Genomic DNA, 19,540 nt, shown 5'->3' with positions numbered 1-19,540 from the left:
TAGACTCCTAATTGGGCGAGGATAGATCCATTTCTAGAGCATGGAGGCCTTTTTTAAATTCAGGTCCGAGGAGCGAATAAACTTCTCTGTGTTGTTCCACCGTTGACTTTCCGTGGAATTTGGGTGATACCATTTTGATCCGAAAGTGGGTTTCCTTGGAATCCTTGGTCATACCAGGGTGACCCGCATGTTCCCATGATACATCGAGTACAGAAAGTTCTGTGGGAAGGAAAAACTCCTTCAAAACTTGTTCCATTCGATCTTTTCTAGTTTGTTTAGTTTCTAATTCCATAACCAATTTTCATTAACCTAACATTGAGTAAAAATAAAAGAGCACAAAGAAATAGGATAAAACTAAGAGAAAAGAGTAAATTTACATCTGTTATCCCAATGAATCCATATCGGAAAAGATTCACCATATACAAAATTGGATTTAGGTAAGAGATGGTTTGCCAAAATTCAGGCAAATTTTTCACCGAATAAAACACACCACCTAAGTAAGTTAATGGAGTGAGGATAAAAGTGGGAATGATTGTAACATCATCAAATTTTTTTGCAAAAAGAGCATTAAAAAATCCTCCAAGTGAAAATAAAATCGATGTTAGGATGACTGTAAAAAAGATGATGATGGGATGTTGGAATTGAAGGTTTGTAAAAAATAAGGAAGTGAGGGTGACCAAAATTCCGACAAAAAGACCTCGCACCACTCCACCAAACGTATAACCTAAAACAATGGTATAAGGAGATGTGGGTGATACCAAAAGTTCTTCGATATTTTTTTGGAACTTACTTGAAAAAAAGGAAGAAACAACATTGTTATAGGAATTGGTTATGACACTCATCATGATGAGTCCAGGAACAATGAATTCGATATAAGTAAAATTTCCGATTTTGCCAATTTGGCGGCCAACAAGTTCGCCAAAAATAAGGAAATAAAGCGCCATTGTGATCACTGGTGGGATTAAAGTTTGGACCCAGATTCTAATGATTCGAATCCATTCTTTTCGAACGATGGTTTTAAGTGCCGTTAAGTTTTCTTTCCACATAATTAGTTTTTTCCTGTAAGTGATAAAAACAATTCTTCTAAACGATTTGATTTATTTCTCAAACTTAAAACTTCCATCTTATGTTTTGTCAGTTCGGCAAATAAATCATTTACTGACGTTTTTTTGTCCAATTGAACTTCTAGGCTATGATCGTCTAACCAAATCCAGTTGAAACCTTTGGAATTTGGTTTTGTTTTAAAAGATTTTTTTAAATCGATGATAAAGGTTTCTTTGTCCAATCTTTGTAAGAGTTTTTTCATCGATGTATTTTCGACAATTTCGCCCTTATCAATGATTGCTATATTTTTACAAAGGGATTCTGCTTCTTCTAGGTAATGTGTGGTAAGGATGATTGTTTTACCTTCTTTGTTGAGTTCTTTTAAAAAATCCCACATGGACCTTCTAATTTCAATGTCCACACCTGCTGTTGGCTCATCCAATATTAGTAATTTTGGATCATGAATGAGAGCCCTTGCAATCATCAACCTACGTTTCATTCCACCACTTAATGTCCCCGCAGCTGATTTACGTTTATCATAGAGTGAAAGTTTATCTAAATAATACTGAACTTTATCTTTTGCTTCTTTCAGTGGCATACCATAAAAACCAGCTTGGTTGATGAGGATTTGCTCTACTGCTTCAAATATCCCAAAGTTGAATTCTTGCGGGACAATTCCGATGAATTTTTTTGCTAGATTTGGATTTTCATCTATATCCACTCCAAAGATTTTCACTTTGCCATTGGTTTTATTCACCAAGGAACTTAAAATCCCTATTGTGGTTGATTTCCCTGCACCATTGGGTCCAAGAAGGGCAAAAAAATCGCCTGTTTCGACTTTTAAATCGATCGATCGAAGTGCCTTTACACCGTTTTTGTAAGTTTTTTCAAGTCCGTTTAATTCAATCGCATAATGATTCATTTATTTTCCTACTAGTTTTCTTGTTAGGTGATGAGTTGGGTATTTTTGTTGTTTTCTTTGTTCTTGTCTTAGTCTTTTTTGTTCCTCTTCTGGAAGAGATACAATGTTTTTGCATTCTTCTGAACAACAACCAAGTAAAGACTCAGAACAAGATTCACATTGAACGATGAGAACATGGCATCCTAAATTGGCACAGTTAGCGTGACGGTCTGATGGTTTGCCACAGGTATAACAAACGGTTAAAACATCATCAGTAATCCTTTCTCCCAATCGGTCATCAAACACAAAGTTTTTGCCTTTGAATTTTGATTGTAATCCATTGTCTTGGACAACTTTCGCATAATTGATGATTCCTCCACGTAACTGATGGACCTTTTCAAAACCTTTGTATTTTAAGTAAGCACTTGCTTTTTCACACCGGATTCCTCCAGTACAATAGAGTAAGATTTTTTTATCTTTATCATTCTCTAGAATTTTTTCGACTAAAGGTAATTCTTCTCGGAAGGTTCCGACATCTGGTAAAATTGCATTTTCGAAATGACCCACTTCTGATTCATAATTGTTTCGTAGGTCAACAACGATGACACCTTCTTCCTCCAATGCATTATGAAATTCAAGAGGTGAAAGATGGGTTCCCACATTGGAAGGATCAAATTGAGAATCATCTAATCCATCAGCGACAATTTTTTTTCTGACTTTGATTGCAAGTTTGATAAAACTTTCCTTTTTATCTTCCACTGCATCATTAAAATAGATATTGTTAAGTTCTGGAACCGAATCGACAAAGGAACGTAAATTTTCGACATTCTCAATCGGAATTGAAAATTGTGCATTAATTCCTTCGTTTGCTAAATAAATTCTTCCAAGGATTCCTAAGTCTTCAAAAGAATCATAGAGTAAATTCCGAAATTCCAATGGATTTTCAATATTAACATAACGATAAAATGATATGACCCGTCTTTCTCTTGTATCCGACAAAACTTTTTTTTTAAGGGTATCCTTATCAAAACGATTGAATAAAAATTTTTTCACGATTTTCCCTCTTTCCATTTTTGTTCGCGAACTTTGCGAAATGCATTTCTAGTGATTTCTGAAATGGCCGGATGGATATAAACCATTCCTAAATAATCATCGAGTTTGGCATTTAAATAAATTCCGAGTAGTATTTGGTGGATGAGATTGGATGCTTCGTCTCCAATGATATGAGCACCAAGCACTTGTTCTGTTTCTTTAGAAACTAAAACCTTCACAAAACCTAAATTGGATAATCTAGCCATACCCGTCGCACTGGCGGAATAGGGATTGATTCCTTTGTAATACGGAATCCCTTCTTGTACCAAAGTTTCTTCCGTCTTTCCCACACTTGCGATTTGTGGGTTTGTAAAAATGGCCTCAGGGATTGGCGGGTAAACAATTGGTTGGTTCTTCTTGTTACCAAATAAATGTTCAAAGAGGTATTCCCCTTCAAAATTGGCACTGTGTCGGAAAAAATACCTTCCGATTACATCGCCAAAAGCATACACACCTGGTTCACCAGTTTGTAAGGTCCCATCCACTTGGATAAAACCTTCTTCATTAATTTGTATGTTTGTATTTTCTAAGTGTAATTCATCTGTATTGGGTTTGATACCAGTGGCAACGAGGAGTTCATCTGCTTCAAACTCGGTAAATTTTCCCTCTTTTGTTTTTCCACTGACTTTGAATTTTTGGTTTAGGTAAGAAACCGATTCGAATTGAAAATCAGTGTGGATAGGAAAGGGTAAGTGTTTACTTAACTCGGTTTTGACATCACCATCTACATGCCTTAACACTTCCCCTCGTGTGATCCCTGTTACTTGGCACCCGTATGCTTGGTAAGCAGCACCGAGTTCGAGTGAGATAAAACCAGCTCCGATAATGAGTAAAGATTTTGGAAATTTAGGAGGGGAGAGAGCTTCTCTAGAAGTCCAATAGGGTGTATTTTCCAATCCTTGTATGTTTGGAATTTTTGGTCTTGTGCCAGTAACAATGAATATGTGTTTGGCGGTGTAATCGTTTTCACCATCTGTGAGAATTTTGGATGCCTTAAACCAAACTTTTTTAGGAATATAATCGATATTGGGATTTTTTTCATACGCAATCGGAATGGAATCGGAATCAATTTTTACGGTTTGGTTCACTCTTTGGAATATGGACTCAACTGGAACCGTTGTTGGTTTTGGGAATTCGATGCCAAATCGTTTTCCTTCTTCTCGAAGTCTGATCAGTTCAGAAGGATAGATGATCATTTTGGAAGGGATACATCCTCGATTGAGGCAGGTTCCACCAGGTGTCTCTTTTTCAAAGACAACCACACGTTTGCCTATGAGAGAAGGAGGGGTCACAAGTTTGGTTCCTGCACCGGCTCCTACCACCAAAATGTCATATTCTTTCATAATGGTTCCAGACTCCAAAGCACCTGAATTCTGTAAATGAAGCTATCTTTGGTTTGGCAAAATTAAAATCATTTTCGAAACCAAAACTTCCGCTTAGCGGATCAATTGGGAGTCTCTCCATCCACAAAGGGATTTTTGACCTTCTGGAGCCTTTCTACAATCTCATTTTTGCGGATCTCAAACGTATCCGGCGGGTCATTCTCGTGCCAGGATTGGTAGAGTTTACGTTTTCCTTCTGGGATGGGAATTTGGTACCGCCACTCCATATAAAAGTAAATCCGTGCAATGTCACCCCTGATCTCTAGTTTTGGTTCTGCAATGGATTCCTTAAAATTCACTTCAAAATCACAAAGTCCATATTCCCTGGGTTCCCCATCTATTTCTCCAAAGGGAAAAATTCCCCTGTCAGCATTAATTTCACCTGGTACGGGAACGATGTTATGAAGGTCGGCTTCGATGAGATTAAATTCAGGATCTGTTGCACCACAACATTTCCTTCCTTTTAAAAGTTTCCCGCCAACCTCACAATTGGATTTGGTCCAACACTCTCTTGTTTTTCCAAAACTATAAGCGGGAACAATGTGTTCCCATTCGATGTAGGTTTGTCGTTTGGAATCTTTTCTAGCTTGTAATCCACAAGAATCCTGTTTGATTTTGAAACGTCCGAATTCCTCTTCATCTTTTTCAAACTCACATCCACAATAAAAATCCTTTCCTACTTTTGTATAAAACCGTTTTAAAACACGTTTTGCTTTTTGAAAATCGGTGATTCGGTTTTTACCATTAGTTTCTGCTTCATTCGATTCAGAAAAAAGTACATAACCAAACCCAAATACCAACATAAGTAGAAATAAAATGGAAATTCGTTTCAATGGTTTATGAGAGTAACTTAATACACTAATGGTAAGATATACAATCCAATATTACAAAGAAATGCAAGTGTCCATGTGGTAGAACGTGCAAAAGGAAAATCAGCAATATACAAGTAAATGTATAAAAAACGTAAGGAAACAAAACTAAGTGCGAGGATTTCAGCGAAATAAAAATCTACTTCGATGGTTAAATTGAGGAGGATTGCAATCGCAAACATTGGGAAGGCTTCAAATCCATTTAAGTGTGCACCATAAGCTCTTCCGCCCCATCCAGTGAGTTTTGATTGTTGTTCCCTAGGATGGTGGTTGTCATATCCATTCTTCTCGCGTGACATGGCAACGGCTACAACACCCTTGGCTAAATAAATTTGAAAAATGGAAACTAGGAGGCAAATGATAAGAATTGTCATATGACTAAAGGTAGAAGAGAGTTTCTCTTTTGTAAAATGAAAATTTTACCAATGGTCTCTTAGTTTCCGTAAGAGTAAGAATACAGAACGATCATCTGTAACCGTTTCTCCCATTTCTGTTAGTCGGTCCTTTATGGATATTGAATCACGTCGAAAAAATGGGCTTAATTTTTTTTCAAGCCCAATGGTTGAGACTAAATGAGGGGTAAGTGTTTTTTGGAACAATTCTCTCTCTTCGTGAATGGGTTCAATATGTTTGGAAAAGGCAAGATTATTTTCCCAATAATCATGGCCTGGATACAAACGACATGTGTCAGGTAAATTGGCATAACGGTTGTTTATGGTTTCATACAAGGCATTTGGATCTCCACCACGGAAACAATTGCCCACACCTACATTGAATAAGGTATCACCTGAAAAAATTCCAAGTATGGTTTTAGGATTTTTATGTACAAAACTTAAATGAGAAAATGTATGACCGGGAGTGTCCCATACTTCAATGGATTCCCCTTCCACTGAAAAACAAATTTGTCCTTCTGCTAATGTTTCGTCGAGTCCAGGGATTTTTCCTTTGGCATTTTTGTGCCCATAGATGAGACATTTGGTTTCTTCTTTTAATTCTAAATTTCCTTCTGTATGATCACCATGTTCATGTGTATTCAAAATTCCTTTTAGTTTTAGACCCATTTTTTTGATCTGTGCCAAGATGAGTGGAGCATGATAGGGATCTACAGAGTATGCTTCACCAGTTCGGTTGGAATAAATGAGATATGTGAAGTTGCGAAGTGGAGAATTTGTAAATATGGGAAGGATTTCAATCATTTTGATTTCATCCTTCCTTTTGGTTTAGTAAAGGATTCGAGTGCGAATCGAATGTTTGTGGGCTTTGATTTTGTCTTTTAGTTCATCACCCAAATTTTTATCAATTTCCATACTCAAGTAACCAATGTTTGCTGATGTACTTAAGTTTTGAGTGAGGATATTTCCTCCCATATCGGAGATAATGGAGTTAATATCTCGCAAGAAACCTGGTTGGTTTTGGTGGATATTTAGAATTCTGTGGTAACCAGATTTTAAATTCCCCAACTCAATGTTTGGAAAGTTCACAGAAAAAGTGGTGGAACCATTATTCATGAATTTTAATAATTTTTCGGCGACTTCCGTTCCAATGTTTTTTTGAGCTTCTTCTGTAGAACCACCAATGTGCGGAGTGAGAATCACATTGGGAAGTCCTTGTAGTGGACTAACAAATGGATCATCATTAGATTTTGGTTCTTCAGGGAATACGTCAACACCAGCACCAGCAATTTTTCCTGATTTGATTCCTTCTACAAGTGCATCAATTTCGAGAACCTTTCCACGAGATAAGTTTAAAACATAAGCCCCATTCTTTAAGAGAGGTAAGTGTTCCTTACGGAATAGGTTTTTGGTATCTTCTGTTTCAGGAACATGGAAAGAAATAAAATCAGATTGTTTCAGAAGTTCTTCGTAACTGTGTGCAGACGAGGCATTGCCGAGTGGGAGTTTGGAGATGATATCATAAAATACCACTCGCATTCCCATGGATTCAGCAAGAACCGATACTTGGGTTCCAATATGACCATAGCCAATGATACCGAGAGTTTTCCCTCTCACTTCAAAACAACCTTTTGCAATTTTATTCCATTTGCCAAGGTGGACATCCCTTGATTGGTCCGATGCTTTTCTTGCAAGCATGATGATTTCGGCTATGACAAGTTCTGCCACAGACCTTGTGTTGCTGTAAGGAGCATTAAAAACAGGAACCGCTCTTTTTTCTGCTTCTTCCAATTCCACTTGGTTGGTTCCGATACAAAAACAACCGATCGTCATTAATTTTTTAGCATTCTCTAATGCTTTTTTTGTGACGTTTGTTTTGCTTCGAATTCCAAGGACATGGACATCAGAGATTTTTTGGATGAGTTCTTCTTCTTCCATCGCATCTTTGATGAGAGTTACATCAAAACCATCTCGGTGGAAAAGTTCATATGCATCCTTGTGGATGTTTTCCAGAAGTAGGACTTTTATTTTTCCTTTGGGATAAGATACCATAGGAACAGGATTTTTTCCTTTGCCAAACCTTGCATCTCGAAAAAGGTTGGGTGTATCATGGAAAGAAACTTCTCACTCACCCGAATTTCCTCGATTTTCCTCCTTTTTTTGGTCCTCGTTTCCTGTTCCGGGACTAAGGCCTTTGTCGTAACCCCAGAACCGACCTTGGAGCAACAAACCGCGATTTCCAAAGACATTTGTATGCAAAAATACCTATGGTTATTCTCAGGAAAACGCCCTTGTGTGTATTTTAAGGCAGAACGAGATAATGGCACAGGGGCTATTAATTATTTCCTACTGTACGAAATTGGAACCTTCGATGTAGATATCCCAATTGGAGTTTCATTAAAGTTGGGAGAAACTTGGTACAATTTAAAAAAGACCAATACTGATTATTCTGATACCATCATTGTTACTTCGGCACTCACACAAGACATGTTACCAAAAATTGGTGAAAACCAAAACATCACCATCAGTTACACAAATCGAAAGGAAACTATCAATTACCAATTGAATGGAGACCAAACGGTGAATTTTCAATCTAACCTCTCTAAACTCATCCGTGTGATTGAATCGGAACCAAAACTCAACATTAACAAACGTTAAGAAGAACTGATTGGGTAAGTTTTGATGCCGTAAGGTTTTAGAAACCACTCTTTCAATAAAAAACCTCTCCAAGACTTAGGTGTTAAGGAGAGGTTTTTTTATCCCTAGAAAGAATGCTTGAGGATTTTATTCTGGGCGCATCAGTGGAAATAAAATTGTATCTCGAATGGAATGAGAATCTGTCAGTAACATGACCAATCGATCAATTCCAATCCCAAGCCCACCTGTTGGTGGAAGTCCATATTCTAAGGCACGGATGTAATCATCATCCATCATAAACGCTTCATCATCTCCAGCTTCCCTCTGTTTTACTTGTTCTTCAAAACGTTCCCTTTGGTCGAAAGGATCGTTTAACTCAGTAAAGGCGTTTCCAATCTCTCTTCCAGCCACATATGGTTCAAATCGTTCCACAAACTTTGGATCATCTTCTTTTGATTTTGCAAGAGGGGAGAGTTCTTTTGGAAAGTCAGTGATAAAGATAGGTTGGATGAGGTGAGGTTCTACTAGTGAACTAAACACATCATCACACACTTTCCAAATCGATACTGAATCAGAAGAATCAACTCCTTTGGATTTTGCTTTTTCAATGGCTTCTTTTACATCGGAGATTTGGCTAAAATCAATTCCTGAATAGTCTTTAATGATATCAATGTATTTTACTCGTTTCCAAGGAGGAGTGAGGTCAATCTGGTCTTTGCCATACGCAAATTTTAAACCTTTTCCAATGGATTGTGCCACAGAAACAATCATCCTTTCGGTAAGGGATAACATAGTTTCCATATCACCAAATGCCATATACGCTTCCATCATGGTAAATTCTGGGTTGTGTTTTGTGGAGATCCCCTCGTTCCGAAAGTTACGGTTGAGTTCAAACACTCGGTCCATTCCACCCACAATGAGTCGTTTTAAATAGAGTTCTGGTGCAATTCGAAGGAAAAGTTCCATATCAAGAGTATTGTGGTGGGTGACAAACGGTCTTGCTGCTGCACCTCCCGCAATCGGTTGCATCATGGGAGTTTCCACTTCTAAAAATCCTTCATTCGTTAAAAACTTTCGGATTTCCGAAATGATACGAGAACGCATCTTGAATGTTTCTCGTACGTTTTCGTTTACGACAAGGTCCACATAACGCATTCTATATCGTTGTTCAACGTCGGAAAAAGCATCATACACAACGCCATCTTTTTCTTTTACAACAGGGAGTGGTCTGATACATTTTGCTAACAATTGAACATTTGTTAAATGGAGAGTGGTTTCCCCTTTTTGTGTTTGGAATAACCAACCTTCAATGCCAATCCAATCTCCTAAGTCTAATGACTTAAATAATGAGTAATTTTCTTCGCCTAGGTCATCCCGAGTCGCGTACAATTGGATGAAACCTTCTGCATCTTTTAAATGAGCAAAACTTGCCTTTCCCATAACACGTTTTGCATGCAGACGTCCACCAAGTTTGAAAGATTTTTTCTCAGTTTGATTGGGATCAAAACTAGATAATAGTGTTTTAGAATCTGAATTTGGGAAAAAACGAAGTGGGTAAGGGTTGATTCCTTTTGTTTTTAAATCATTTATCTTTTGAATTCTTTGTTCTATGAGTTCGTTTGAATCTTTTATTTCATCCATGTTAAAGGATACCTCTGGTGTAAGAATAGATATAACGTACAAATTCTACGGAAACTTCTTTCATACCTGATTCTGATAAGAACCAATTCGAACCCGAAATTTCAGATGGAAAACTATACGCTGTGACTTTTACGGGCAAACTGGTTAATGTTTTTTTGTAAATATTCAAAACACGACGTTTTTCAAACTCACGTGTTAGGAGTAATATTGACCCTAAATTGTCAGAAACAGCTAATTTTAATAGGTTTTTGGATGCCTCATCTGTGTCACCCATTTTGGAGACTGGGATTACAAGAGTCATGATTTGAGAATTTGGGATTCCGTTTGAAATGAGGAATTCTTTCACTTTTTGGTCTATTTCAAAAGGTCCTATCAGTTGGTTTTGTGATTTATCTTCTTTGCTAACAAGGATTAGCTTTTTGAAATCTGACTTGGAATACAAGTTTGTGATCGCCTTTAGTTGTTTTCTGTTCGGCAAAACGTCTGTGATTTCCAATACGGCTACGTCTGATTTTTGGTATGGATCATTTGTTCCTAACCAATATGGGCTTGAAAGTAACAAACCCAAACAAAGAAAGATAGGCGAAAGAAAGCCAAGAAAGAGTAGTTTAAATCGAAACGCTAAATCGGAAACTTGCATATTGATGACCCCTACAACCTACTGAGAACTAAGGGCAAGTGACAAGAGAAAATTCATCTCCTTGACGAAAGAACCTGTTTTCCTAACCTGTCCACATACACACCCGCTCGGATGGTGGAATTGGTAGACACGCTACTTTGAGGTGGTAGTGCCGCAAGGTGTGGGGGTTCGAGTCCCCCTTCGAGCAGTGGTAATCACCGAAGCCCACATTTCTAGAATCCCCCAAAGTCAGTAGATTTCGTAGTTCAGGAACAAACCTTACGTTTCCTAAGAAACTGATCTCATCCAACGCCAATAGTCCCCACTTACAACTTAAGAACCCATAACTGCGGAAACTTTGTTTGAGTAGATTGTTTCGTGTTTCTGCTCCATTGGAACTCACACCCTCTTTAGTGACCCATCTCTCACTAGACATGTTGTATCTTGGATCATTCGATTTCTTACTATGATTTACGGATCTATGATTGGGACGATCCCACAAGAAGTTGTATCCCTCATCAGTGAAGAGAGTCACGTTCTTTGGTATCTTCTCATTCAGATCCTTCTCTCAGTAATGTTGGTTGTTCAGTGGTATACTTTTGTAGAAGGTCATCCCTCCATTGATGACTACTGTATGAACCAAATTTCCTTTCTGTTCTCCTCTTAAGCAGATGCTGATTGTTTATCTTTTTGAAGGTTTTTCTAAGTGGATTTTATTGATAATAGACTGTTGATTGTTATATTCTCAAATTAAATCAGATTTAAATTTTATACAGATGTTTTAGGTGAGAAATTTCGTTTGGATATCCTTTTTTCATAAAGAAACATATTAACATGATGTTATTGGAATTCCAAATTTTGAAAATGAGTTGAAATTTGAAGATATCTAGGGAAGCATGAACCCGATGAAATTGAATACACTAACAAGAATTTTATTACTTTGTCATTTGTTCATTAACTGTGAATCCAGCAGAGATAAGTGTTTCGAATTTAGGTCAGAAACAGATTGGGGAGGGGTTTGCGAGACTTTATGGAAAACTTCTAGCGTGGAAAAAAATGAAGAGATAAAGAAGAATGCAGAGGGAGCCATTTTACTTGCGTGTTTCCTTGGTAATGAGCAAAATAAACAATGTAAGAAAAAAAGAAATTGGGATGTTGTAGATATTTTTTAATCAGCAGATGGTCTTTGAAAATGATAGTAAAAAGTTTGTTTCTAATAAGGACAGAATATAAAGTTTTTTAAAAGAATCAGATGAATTGCCAGATATAATATTCTCATTACAAATTTTTCAACTTACTTTATGTTTCAATTTTCTGTTTTTTATATTCATCTTGGAATATTTTTTAATAAATTTGTTCAACAGTTTATATGGATGTCTCTTTATGTTACGTTTCTTTTTCATTAGATTACTTTCTAGATTTTGTTAGTTGTTCAATGGGATAGATTTATAGAAAGTCATTTCTTCGTTACTATCTACTGAATGAATGAGTCTCCCTTTCTCTTCTCATTCTAAGCTTTTAGGTTGCTTTTTGTAAAAAGATAGTTGTATGATTTTGAATCGAGATTCCAATTGTGCAAAGTAAAAGAACAACTAACAGGTTCTTTAGTTACAGATATCATATTAAAATGGAATAAGAAGATTTTATGGTGAGAACGGTTATCATAGTTTTATTTTTGATTGTAAATTGTTCTGTTTCCGTTTCAACGAGCAATAGTGATTGCTCTGAACAAAAAAAGAAACTGCAAGCTTGCCTATTTCTGGCAAATTCAGCAAGAGACTCCGAGAAATTACCTTTAGTCCTTTCTTGTCGGAGTATTTTAAGAATCGATTCAATTTGTAATTAGTATTCCAAACTTACGTAAGCTCAAGAAAGTATTAATCATTATTTTTATGTTCCTAATTTACGAATGTATTAGCAGCCCTTGTGCTATTTCCTCTCACTTCCTTACTTTAAATACTCCATAAAAAAACCAACTGTTCTCTTTTCAGCTTCTTTGGGATCAAAATTCCAAATTCGTTCGTGACGATTGCATTCAGGCGCCCATAGACTTTTCGGTTCTTTTGCTTTGGCATATAAGTCCTCTGCATGGTGGTAGTCTACATAATCATCCATCTTACAATGAAAAATGGCAATTGGTCTTGGGTGGATGTTTGCGATCGAATCAATCGGTCTTATGGAATTCATATCGATTCCACTTCGGAAGTCCAATACCAATTTCACAACGGGGATGAGGGGGTAGTAAGGAATTCCAAAATCACGTTTTGCAGATTCGATAAGAACATCCATCGCACTTGCATACCCGCTACTAAAAAGACCCGCTTTGATTTCTGGGTGGTTTGCCATAGCGATGATACTTGTTGCGGAACCCATTGAAAATCCAAAGATTCCAATTTTGGTTTCACCTTTTGTCTTTAAGAATTGAAGTGCCGCATCCACATCTTTTTGTTCGAGGCCACCCATAGTTGCATAACCACCGTGGTTTCTGCGAAGGCTTAGAAGTAATAAGTTGTATCCTGCTTGGTGTAAGCTTTTGGAAAAACGAAGACCCTCATTCCTTTGGCCACCATGCCCATGTACCATAAGAATAGTTCCTTTAGGTTGTTTGGCGGGGATCCAGTAACTAACAAGGTTCAATTTGTCTTCAGTGGTGATGTTTACTTCTTCAAAATCCAATCCCAATTCTTTTGGTCCGTCACAATAAACATGATGGTCTGGGTTACAACGAACCTTGGGGTATAACACCATCCCTGAAAAATAATAGGCGATACCAAAGAGTAGGATGAGACTTAAAAACAAAATAACCGAAATAAGTTTGAAGGTTCGTTTCATGAGATAAGGAAATTACGAGGAAAATGAAAATCTGCAAGTAAAAAAAAGGGGAACTTTAAGAGATGGAAGTATGGAAGCAGCTTTAGGCCTATTTTTCATTTGTTGTATGAGTGTTCTTAGTCCCTTTTCAGGTGTAGAAGAAGGTGAACTTCGAGGTTGCCCTCCTTCACCTAACTGTGTTTCGTCGCAAAGTATGAAATACAATTTTGTTCACAAAGTGGATCCTATTGTGTATTCAACCTCTAGGGAAGAGGCATACAAACGAATTTCGAAATTTTTTCGCGAATCAGAAAATATCTACATCAGTGAAGAGAAAGAAGGGGAATACATTCGAATCATCTTTTTTACCAAAGTGTTTCGGTTTCCGGACCGAGTGGAAGTTTACTTTCCAAACGACAAAAACGAAGTCCAGGTTAGGTCTCAGTCACTCCTTGGCCTTTGGGATATTTTTGCCAACAGAAGGAGAGTGAATTCGTTTCGGGAAATTTTAGGAAAAGTCGAATCATAAGATACCGTTATGGATGAGGAAAAAAACTCCTCCAATGATCCTTTCAATCTTGGATCCAAATAGCCAATCGCCTAACACAGTGATACCAGTTTCTTTACAGAGGGATTTCCATTCTAAGAATTCCTCTGAATCAAGTTGTAAAGGACCTTCACGACCTAGGAGTGGCATCTGAGCCTGTGCAAACTTCCAGCGGTGGTTCCAAATTCCATCGGGATTTGGTGCCTGCCATTTTTCCTTTAAGCTGGACGTTAACATTTCTTCATAAAAGGGAGTTGGTTTTTTATCTGGATCCATCCAATACTCAAAATGTTGTTCAGAAAACATCGCCGAAAATTGTACGAGCAAAGTGGATCCTTGATCATTTTGAATTGGGTATTTGATAAATTCCCAACTTTGGTATTCCCAGTCTTTACCTCGTTCCAAAACGGTATTCACTGGGTATTTGGAATTTTGGTTCAGTCCGAATGTTTCCAAACCTGGTTTCCAGTTTTTCCAATGAAATAAACTAACAAGAGTTTTTCTGTAATCATTATAAGTTTCTAAAAATTGAATCCATTTTTCTAGGTGGACATTCGATTCAGAATGTTTGAATATTTCAAGGATTTGTGGGATAGGGAGGGTGAGGATCACTTCTTTTGAAGAAACTTGTTCCAATCGTTTGTTTGTATTGGAGTAAAAATCACAATTCCATCCATCGTCCTTATCTTGGCTGATAGATTTTAAAGTCATACTTTGAGAAGAATGGTGGTTTTTTAACATTCCCTTCACAATTGATTCCATTCCATACACTGGATAATGGTGGTGGTTGTCATAAATCGGTTTTGTATCCACCGTGACAAGGTTCGAATTCCAGATTTCAAAGAGATTATAGGATGAAGTTTTTCCTAACCAATTGACTTCCATTTGGTCACGGAACATTGTAGCTCCTATATCAAATCGAATTCCCAAATCTTGTAATTCTTTTGTGGTAACCCTTCCTCCAGCATTTCTTGCTTTGTCAAATAACCGAATTTCCGGTTTCATCATCATGATGGATGCACCAGTGATTCCAGAACCCACAACGATGGGGGTATTTGATGATTTTAAATCAGATTCGCTCACGTAGGATTAGACGGAATACGGTTATGATTATAATTGTTTGATCAACGTTTTCAAATCATTGATGAGGGAAAAAGGAACAGGTTTGATTTCTTCAGCGAGTTGGATTGTGTCTTGAATTGTCCTTGTAAGGACTTGTTTCTCCGCTTGGTAAGCGGCTTGGGGCAGTTTGGTTTTATTTTTTTTAAAGATCGAAACTTTCGTGTCTATGATTTCAATCATCTGGTTTAAATACTGTATTTTTTGATCCATAAGGAAAACTTGTAACACGGATTGGAAAAATGAGAAACCAATTTTTGAATTGGTACTTTCTTAGGATGTAGGGGATGTGATGACAGACGAGATTTGGGATTCTTTTTTACCAATTGAATACAAAGTCCTTTCTCCCTACCAGTGGACTCCTATCGAAATCATTCGGTTCACCTGGGAGTATCTAAAAACGCAATCTGTGTCTTCCGTAATGGATTTAGGTTCAGGGGTTGGAAAATTTTGTTTGAACTTGGTCCAGTTTGCCAATGGAAGTTTCCCTGTGTATGGTGTCGAAGATCGTAAGGGACTTGTAGATGTTTCAGAAAAGTTAAGGCAAAAACTGAAAATAACAGGTGTTACCTTTACTCATTCTGATTTTTTGGTCAATTTTCCTTACGGACATTCTCATTATTATGTTTTTAATCCTTTGTATGAAATAATGAAAGGAGAACATTCGATTGATTTCAAAAAGGAAAAGTCAGCAATGGTTTTTATCAAAAACTTACAAATTTTAAAGAATCATTTGAGCCATTGCAAAAAAGGTACAAAACTGATCACCTACCATGGATTCGGTGGAAGTGTTTTGCCTGGTTACAAAATTGTCAAACAAAAGGAATTGGAATTCGGAGATTGGATGGTTTGGGAAAAAGAATAATCCATTTCCCAAAATCCATCGTTTCAAAATTGCTAAATCGATTTTGCGTATTTTTTTCGGATATGTGGTTTCGCTAGAAAAAGGTAGAATAAACCTGTTGTTACTACCACTAGTGATGTGAATATCATTCCGTAATTAATGAACCAAGGTTCGTCTGGTGATCTTGGCCATACCATATTCGAAACAGCAATGATTCCATAAACAAAGGCAATTACGTTAATTCCATAACCATACTTTCCTAGCGTAAAGGAACCTTGTGGTTTCCATCCTTTGAACCTGGCATATAAAGCTCCAAAGACAACCATTTGAAACGCCACATAAATTCCACAGGATGCAAAACTGATGATGGTAGTGACCGTATCTTGTAACCAGTGTCCAATGCTTGTGATGATGATGGGTATTATCCCTGTGATGATCAGAGCTTTTGTTGGAACTTTTCCTTTTTTGGATAGATGGTTTAAATATTGGCTTCCAAATATCATTCCATCACGTGCAAATGAAAATAACAATCGACTCGCCGCTGCTTGTAAACTCAGTAAACAGGATAAAAAGGAAATCATCACCACAACAATAACCAACCGATAACCAGTCATTCCCATAGCAGTTGTGAGTGTGGTGGTAACTGGATCAGAATCTTCTCCCGAGATCGCTTTTTCCACATTGGGAAGTGCTAAAAGTAGGGCCAAACAAATGAAAATGGCAGCACCACCACCAATGTAAATTGTCATACGCATGGACTTAGGAATCGCTGAACTTGCATTTGGTGTCTCTTCGGCCACATCTCCACATGCTTCAAACCCATAATAACAAAACATGGCAGCAACTGAAGAGGCAAGAAATGCAGGAAAATAATCAACTACACTCCCGAAAGAAAACGTATTCCATAATATAGAAATAGAGTTCACTTTTGCAAAAAAAAGTAAATACCCCCCGCCAGGCATTGACCGAATGATGTCTCATTAGAGGCCATTTCCCGTAAAATATCAAATTTAGAAACCCTTAATCTCCTTCCGATCTTATCCCCAAAAAAAATATGATAAGATCAATCGAACCTCACATAATATCTGATAGTTTACAACTTCTCACTACACGTGACCAATACCGTGTAACCAAATTCCTTACATGGAACAAGGGTGAGACGGTGACACCAAGACGATTTTTAAATTTTTTACAAGAACGGAAAAATTTAGGAATAAAATCCGCAACGCTTAGAGACGACAAAAACTCTGTTTTTCGAGCAATGAAAAAGGCAACCGTAGGAACCGAGTTAGGTTTGGTAATCGACGCATTTCGAAAAGAGTTAAACGAAGTCTTCCCAATTAAAGTTCCTAGAACTCGTGTTAGTGAATCTGATTTAATTACTCTAACAGAAATTCAAAAGATCAATAAATTTGGAACCGCACGTCAGAAGGCTATCACTCTTTTTCTTTGGACAACTGGTGTCAGAGCTGGGGACTTAGTAAGCATAAGACTAAAGGATTGCCGTCCGTTAGATAACAATCTAATCGAAATTAAACTAATAGGAAAGAATGAGAAGAAAAGGAATATCGTTATTCCGATTTCCCTCTTTCAGCAAATCAGACAAACCTTTTGTGGTTATGTTTTCCTATTCGAAACGGTAAATAAAGATCAGTTCAATCCTCACGCAATTTGGAGAATCGTTTCTGCCATTGGAAAGAAATATCTTGGAAGAGATATTTACCCGCACCTGTTTCGACACACTTTCATAACAGACATGATCCGAGAAGGAAACGACATAGGAGCCGTTGCTGAGTTCGCAGGAAACACTGCCGAGGTGATTGCAAGAACATACCTTCACTCTTCCTTAGATCGTTCAGCTATTACGAGACGTTTAGACAAAATTTGCGCATGATAAATATAGAAAAAGATGAACCTAAAAAGAATGAAAATGAAGAGCCTAAGTCCTGCAAAAAATGCGGGGCTTCGAATGTTCAACTGTATCAATACGATATGTGTAAGGACTGTTTGTCGGAATGGTTTAAAGAAATCAAAGTTGATCTAAAGGAAGCAAAAGTATTTCACTATGTCTGAACAAATAGAAAATCAAATTCAAAAAGAATTGCAGAAAGTTATACCTGCTATCTATTACCAGAAATTTTTTAAAGAAATGAAATTGGTAAGGCTAAATGAAAGTAAAGTGGTGTTCGGCTTAGCTGGATCGGGAGCCTTAACAGCAAAACAACATATTGAAAATAAGTATATGGATAGCTTAAGCCTAGCGGTGGCCAATTCAATTGGAAAGAGAAAAGTTGAACTTATAGTTGATGAGAAAGTAAACATTACGAAAGAACCAAAGCCTTCAGAAAAGATCGATATTGATGGAGAAGTTCACAAGTTAGAAAACTATTTAAAAAAGAATGTAAATTTGCGATTTAACGAAATTTCTCAATCATTAGAACATAAGCCAAATAACTCAAAGAATTTTATTCAATGGAGCGACAGGGATTTTAACGATCTATGGATCTTTGTTAAAAAACAAAAAGAGTTTAAATATGCCTCTAAAGACAATTTGCTTTCCCTTCTCAGTTCTTCAGTAATTCCCACATACCACCCAATCAAAGATTATTTCAACAATCTAGAGAAATGGGATAAGAAAACAGATTGGATCGGAAAAGTGTGCTCATGTATAAAAGTCTCGAATGAATTAGATTTTAGAAGCTATTTTGAAAAATGGTGCATTCGTGCAGTCTACTCACTGTTCAGTGATGGAGAATTTGTCAATGAACATTGTTTAACAATTCAATCTAACCAAGGTTGGTATAAAAGTACTTTCATCAATGGACTGATTCCAAAAGAGCTTAAACCTTACTACAACTCAAGGATTCCCACTGATTTCAAAAGTAAAGACGCATCGGTTGCCGCTTCTAAAATTTGGATTTGGCTATTTGACGAGATAGATAAAATCACAAACAAAAAGGAAGCCGCCGAAGTTCGAGACTTCTTTTCAATGAAAGGCTCTTTTGAACGAGCTGCTTACGGAAGAAACGCTCAACACTTTAAACGAATTTCTAGTTTTATTGCCGCTTGTAATAAGGTCGAATTCTTGGTGGATGATACCGGAAACAGGCGATACATCATCTTTTCATTGTTAAGGCCAATCGAAATCGACAAGTTTCAAAAAATTCCAATAGAACGATTTTGGGCACAAGTCTTTCATTTATACAAAGCTACACGTTGGAACCAAATCCACTGGAATAGCAGTGAACAAAAAGCCATTCAAGAAAATAATCTTCAATACGAATACTCGAATAACGAGTACGAGTTGATTCTTAAATATTTTAGACCAATCACTGTTGAAGAATTCGAAGATAAGAATAAAAATCATGTGAAGTTAAGTGCAACGGATATCTACCTCTATATTCACGAAAAGCATCCAACTTTTAAATTAGATACTAGATGGATTGGAAGAGGTTTATCGAAGATGAACTTTGCAAGAACCAAGATCGACAAAAATCATAGGGTATTTTTGCTAAAGAAGGTCGGAGACAAAGAGACATCAGAGACATTATTTCCGAAAAACAGTATTGGAGGTAAATGAAAATGAAAATCCATGATCGACATACAAACCTAGTTCAAAAAATCAATATGCCGGACTTCTGC

The 19,540-nt window shown here is 37.1% G+C and carries 21 protein-coding genes, 1 tRNA gene and 1 pseudogene; 8 read left to right on the top strand and 15 right to left on the bottom strand.

The features are described from left to right. Nucleotides 1-7 precede the first annotated feature (7 nt). The 9 genes from ND812_RS12130 to serA form a co-directional block, all read right to left on the bottom strand. Complete coding sequence (locus ND812_RS12130) at nucleotides 8-292, bottom strand: BolA family protein (protein ID WP_265357738.1); 285 nt, start codon at nucleotides 290-292, stop codon at nucleotides 8-10. Continuing rightward, on the bottom strand, nucleotides 276-1,046 hold the full coding sequence (locus ND812_RS12125; RefSeq protein ID WP_265375665.1) for an ABC transporter permease: 771 nt from the start codon (nucleotides 1,044-1,046) through the stop codon (nucleotides 276-278). Before ND812_RS12125 ends, ND812_RS12130 begins: the two co-directional genes overlap by 17 nt. A 2-nt stretch (nucleotides 1,047-1,048) precedes the next feature. Continuing rightward, entirely contained in the window at nucleotides 1,049-1,966 is a 918-nt protein-coding gene (locus tag ND812_RS12120) for an ABC transporter ATP-binding protein (RefSeq protein ID WP_265375664.1), read from the bottom strand. Then, nucleotides 1,967-2,998, bottom strand: a complete 1,032-nt coding sequence (gene trhO / locus ND812_RS12115; protein WP_265375663.1) for an oxygen-dependent tRNA uridine(34) hydroxylase TrhO — start codon at nucleotides 2,996-2,998, stop codon at nucleotides 1,967-1,969. It lies immediately after the preceding gene. Then, on the bottom strand, nucleotides 2,995-4,380 hold the full coding sequence (locus tag ND812_RS12110) for a dihydrolipoyl dehydrogenase (protein WP_265375662.1): 1,386 nt from the start codon (nucleotides 4,378-4,380) through the stop codon (nucleotides 2,995-2,997). The genes trhO and ND812_RS12110 overlap by 4 nt, the downstream gene beginning before the upstream one ends. Before the next feature lie 101 nt (nucleotides 4,381-4,481). After that, a complete protein-coding gene (locus ND812_RS12105; RefSeq protein ID WP_265375955.1) occupies nucleotides 4,482-5,222 on the bottom strand; it encodes an endonuclease in 741 nt (246 codons plus the stop codon). A 47-nt stretch (nucleotides 5,223-5,269) separates the two neighbouring features. Then, nucleotides 5,270-5,662: an MAPEG family protein gene (locus ND812_RS12100; protein WP_265375661.1), complete on the bottom strand. Its 393-nt coding sequence runs from the start codon at nucleotides 5,660-5,662 to the stop codon at nucleotides 5,270-5,272. A 45-nt stretch (nucleotides 5,663-5,707) separates the two neighbouring features. Next, a complete protein-coding gene (locus ND812_RS12095) occupies nucleotides 5,708-6,484 on the bottom strand; it encodes an MBL fold metallo-hydrolase (protein WP_265375660.1) in 777 nt (258 codons plus the stop codon). 24 nt (nucleotides 6,485-6,508) lie between these two features. Next, the gene (serA, locus tag ND812_RS12090; protein WP_265375659.1) at nucleotides 6,509-7,732 is read right to left on the bottom strand and encodes a phosphoglycerate dehydrogenase; all 1,224 of its coding nucleotides are present in this window, start codon (nucleotides 7,730-7,732) and stop codon (nucleotides 6,509-6,511) included. Nucleotides 7,733-7,933: 201 nt separating this feature from the next. Between serA and ND812_RS12085 the strand changes: the two genes are divergently transcribed. Further along, on the top strand, nucleotides 7,934-8,338 hold the full coding sequence (locus tag ND812_RS12085; protein WP_265375658.1) for a hypothetical protein: 405 nt from the start codon (nucleotides 7,934-7,936) through the stop codon (nucleotides 8,336-8,338). Nucleotides 8,339-8,464: 126 nt separating this feature from the next. Here the strand turns inward: ND812_RS12085 and lysS are convergent, their stop codons facing one another. Then, entirely contained in the window at nucleotides 8,465-9,949 is a 1,485-nt protein-coding gene (gene lysS, locus ND812_RS12080) for a lysine--tRNA ligase (RefSeq protein WP_265375954.1), read from the bottom strand. A 10-nt stretch (nucleotides 9,950-9,959) separates the two neighbouring features. Next, nucleotides 9,960-10,598 carry a hypothetical protein gene (locus ND812_RS12075; protein WP_265375657.1) on the bottom strand — a complete coding sequence of 213 codons (639 nt, stop codon included), beginning with the start codon at nucleotides 10,596-10,598 and terminating at the stop codon, nucleotides 9,960-9,962. Between the two features lie 105 nt (nucleotides 10,599-10,703). Between ND812_RS12075 and ND812_RS12070 the strand changes: the two genes are divergently transcribed. From ND812_RS12070 to ND812_RS12060, 3 genes are all read left to right on the top strand, one after another. Further along, a tRNA-Leu gene (locus ND812_RS12070) sits at nucleotides 10,704-10,785 on the top strand. A gap of 273 nt (nucleotides 10,786-11,058) precedes the next feature. Beyond that, nucleotides 11,059-11,244: a hypothetical protein gene (locus ND812_RS12065; RefSeq protein WP_265375656.1), complete on the top strand. Its 186-nt coding sequence runs from the start codon at nucleotides 11,059-11,061 to the stop codon at nucleotides 11,242-11,244. 238 nt (nucleotides 11,245-11,482) lie between these two features. Beyond that, nucleotides 11,483-11,749 carry a hypothetical protein gene (locus ND812_RS12060; RefSeq protein WP_265375655.1) on the top strand — a complete coding sequence of 89 codons (267 nt, stop codon included), beginning with the start codon at nucleotides 11,483-11,485 and terminating at the stop codon, nucleotides 11,747-11,749. Nucleotides 11,750-12,524: 775 nt separating this feature from the next. On the opposite strand, the gene ND812_RS12055 is transcribed toward ND812_RS12060, so the two are convergent. Further along, nucleotides 12,525-13,409 (bottom strand): alpha/beta hydrolase, encoded by an 885-nt coding sequence (locus ND812_RS12055; RefSeq protein WP_265375654.1) that lies wholly within the window; start codon nucleotides 13,407-13,409, stop codon nucleotides 12,525-12,527. A gap of 70 nt (nucleotides 13,410-13,479) precedes the next feature. Here ND812_RS12055 and ND812_RS12050 point away from each other — a divergent pair, with 70 nt between their 5' ends. Beyond that, the gene (locus tag ND812_RS12050) at nucleotides 13,480-13,917 is read left to right on the top strand and encodes a DUF1499 domain-containing protein (protein WP_265375653.1); all 438 of its coding nucleotides are present in this window, start codon (nucleotides 13,480-13,482) and stop codon (nucleotides 13,915-13,917) included. On the opposite strand, the gene ND812_RS12045 is transcribed toward ND812_RS12050, so the two are convergent. After that, nucleotides 13,912-15,018, bottom strand: coding sequence for an NAD(P)-binding protein (locus ND812_RS12045; protein ID WP_265375652.1), 1,107 nt, complete (start codon nucleotides 15,016-15,018; stop codon nucleotides 13,912-13,914). The genes ND812_RS12050 and ND812_RS12045 overlap by 6 nt on opposite strands. A 27-nt stretch (nucleotides 15,019-15,045) precedes the next feature. Beyond that, nucleotides 15,046-15,267: a hypothetical protein gene (locus tag ND812_RS12040; RefSeq protein WP_100728036.1), complete on the bottom strand. Its 222-nt coding sequence runs from the start codon at nucleotides 15,265-15,267 to the stop codon at nucleotides 15,046-15,048. 79 nt (nucleotides 15,268-15,346) lie between these two features. On the opposite strand from ND812_RS12040, the gene ND812_RS12035 reads away from it, so the two are divergent. Beyond that, complete coding sequence (locus tag ND812_RS12035; RefSeq protein ID WP_265375651.1) at nucleotides 15,347-15,919, top strand: methyltransferase domain-containing protein; 573 nt, start codon at nucleotides 15,347-15,349, stop codon at nucleotides 15,917-15,919. A 32-nt stretch (nucleotides 15,920-15,951) separates the two neighbouring features. On the opposite strand, the pseudogene ND812_RS12030 reads toward ND812_RS12035, so the two are convergent. Continuing rightward, nucleotides 15,952-16,854, bottom strand: a pseudogene (locus ND812_RS12030) (APC family permease); the annotation flags it as partial. A 98-nt stretch (nucleotides 16,855-16,952) separates the two neighbouring features. On the opposite strand from ND812_RS12030, the gene ND812_RS12025 reads away from it, so the two are divergent. Further along, nucleotides 16,953-17,792, top strand: coding sequence for a tyrosine-type recombinase/integrase (locus tag ND812_RS12025; protein ID WP_265375649.1), 840 nt, complete (start codon nucleotides 16,953-16,955; stop codon nucleotides 17,790-17,792). Nucleotides 17,793-17,963: 171 nt separating this feature from the next. Next, on the top strand, nucleotides 17,964-19,478 hold the full coding sequence (locus tag ND812_RS12020; protein ID WP_265375648.1) for a VapE domain-containing protein: 1,515 nt from the start codon (nucleotides 17,964-17,966) through the stop codon (nucleotides 19,476-19,478). Nucleotides 19,479-19,540 lie beyond the last annotated feature (62 nt).

The organism is Leptospira limi, from assembly GCF_026151395.1.
Lineage (GTDB): Bacteria > Spirochaetota > Leptospiria > Leptospirales > Leptospiraceae > Leptospira_A > Leptospira_A limi.
Note: the sequence above shows the minus strand (reverse complement) of the source record. Positions and strands in the feature narration are given on the sequence as shown.

Coding starts and splice junctions, on each gene's coding strand:
- ND812_RS12020 (WP_265375648.1), top strand. CDS start 17,964: ATGTCTGAACAAATAGAAAATCAAATTCAAAAAGAATTGCAGAAAGTT.
- ND812_RS12060 (WP_265375655.1), top strand. CDS start 11,483: ATGAAATTGAATACACTAACAAGAATTTTATTACTTTGTCATTTGTTC.
- ND812_RS12025 (WP_265375649.1), top strand. CDS start 16,953: ATGATAAGATCAATCGAACCTCACATAATATCTGATAGTTTACAACTT.
- ND812_RS12130 (WP_265357738.1), bottom strand. CDS start 292: ATGGAATTAGAAACTAAACAAACTAGAAAAGATCGAATGGAACAAGTT.
- ND812_RS12110 (WP_265375662.1), bottom strand. CDS start 4,380: ATGAAAGAATATGACATTTTGGTGGTAGGAGCCGGTGCAGGAACCAAA.
- ND812_RS12065 (WP_265375656.1), top strand. CDS start 11,059: ATGATTGGGACGATCCCACAAGAAGTTGTATCCCTCATCAGTGAAGAG.
- ND812_RS12085 (WP_265375658.1), top strand. CDS start 7,934: ATGCAAAAATACCTATGGTTATTCTCAGGAAAACGCCCTTGTGTGTAT.
- ND812_RS12105 (WP_265375955.1), bottom strand. CDS start 5,222: ATGTTGGTATTTGGGTTTGGTTATGTACTTTTTTCTGAATCGAATGAA.
- serA (WP_265375659.1), bottom strand. CDS start 7,732: ATGGTATCTTATCCCAAAGGAAAAATAAAAGTCCTACTTCTGGAAAAC.
- ND812_RS12040 (WP_100728036.1), bottom strand. CDS start 15,267: ATGGATCAAAAAATACAGTATTTAAACCAGATGATTGAAATCATAGAC.
- ND812_RS12075 (WP_265375657.1), bottom strand. CDS start 10,598: ATGCAAGTTTCCGATTTAGCGTTTCGATTTAAACTACTCTTTCTTGGC.
- ND812_RS12100 (WP_265375661.1), bottom strand. CDS start 5,662: ATGACAATTCTTATCATTTGCCTCCTAGTTTCCATTTTTCAAATTTAT.
- ND812_RS12050 (WP_265375653.1), top strand. CDS start 13,480: ATGGAAGCAGCTTTAGGCCTATTTTTCATTTGTTGTATGAGTGTTCTT.
- ND812_RS12120 (WP_265375664.1), bottom strand. CDS start 1,966: ATGAATCATTATGCGATTGAATTAAACGGACTTGAAAAAACTTACAAA.
- ND812_RS12095 (WP_265375660.1), bottom strand. CDS start 6,484: ATGATTGAAATCCTTCCCATATTTACAAATTCTCCACTTCGCAACTTC.
- ND812_RS12125 (WP_265375665.1), bottom strand. CDS start 1,046: ATGTGGAAAGAAAACTTAACGGCACTTAAAACCATCGTTCGAAAAGAA.
- ND812_RS12035 (WP_265375651.1), top strand. CDS start 15,347: ATGACAGACGAGATTTGGGATTCTTTTTTACCAATTGAATACAAAGTC.
- ND812_RS12055 (WP_265375654.1), bottom strand. CDS start 13,409: ATGAAACGAACCTTCAAACTTATTTCGGTTATTTTGTTTTTAAGTCTC.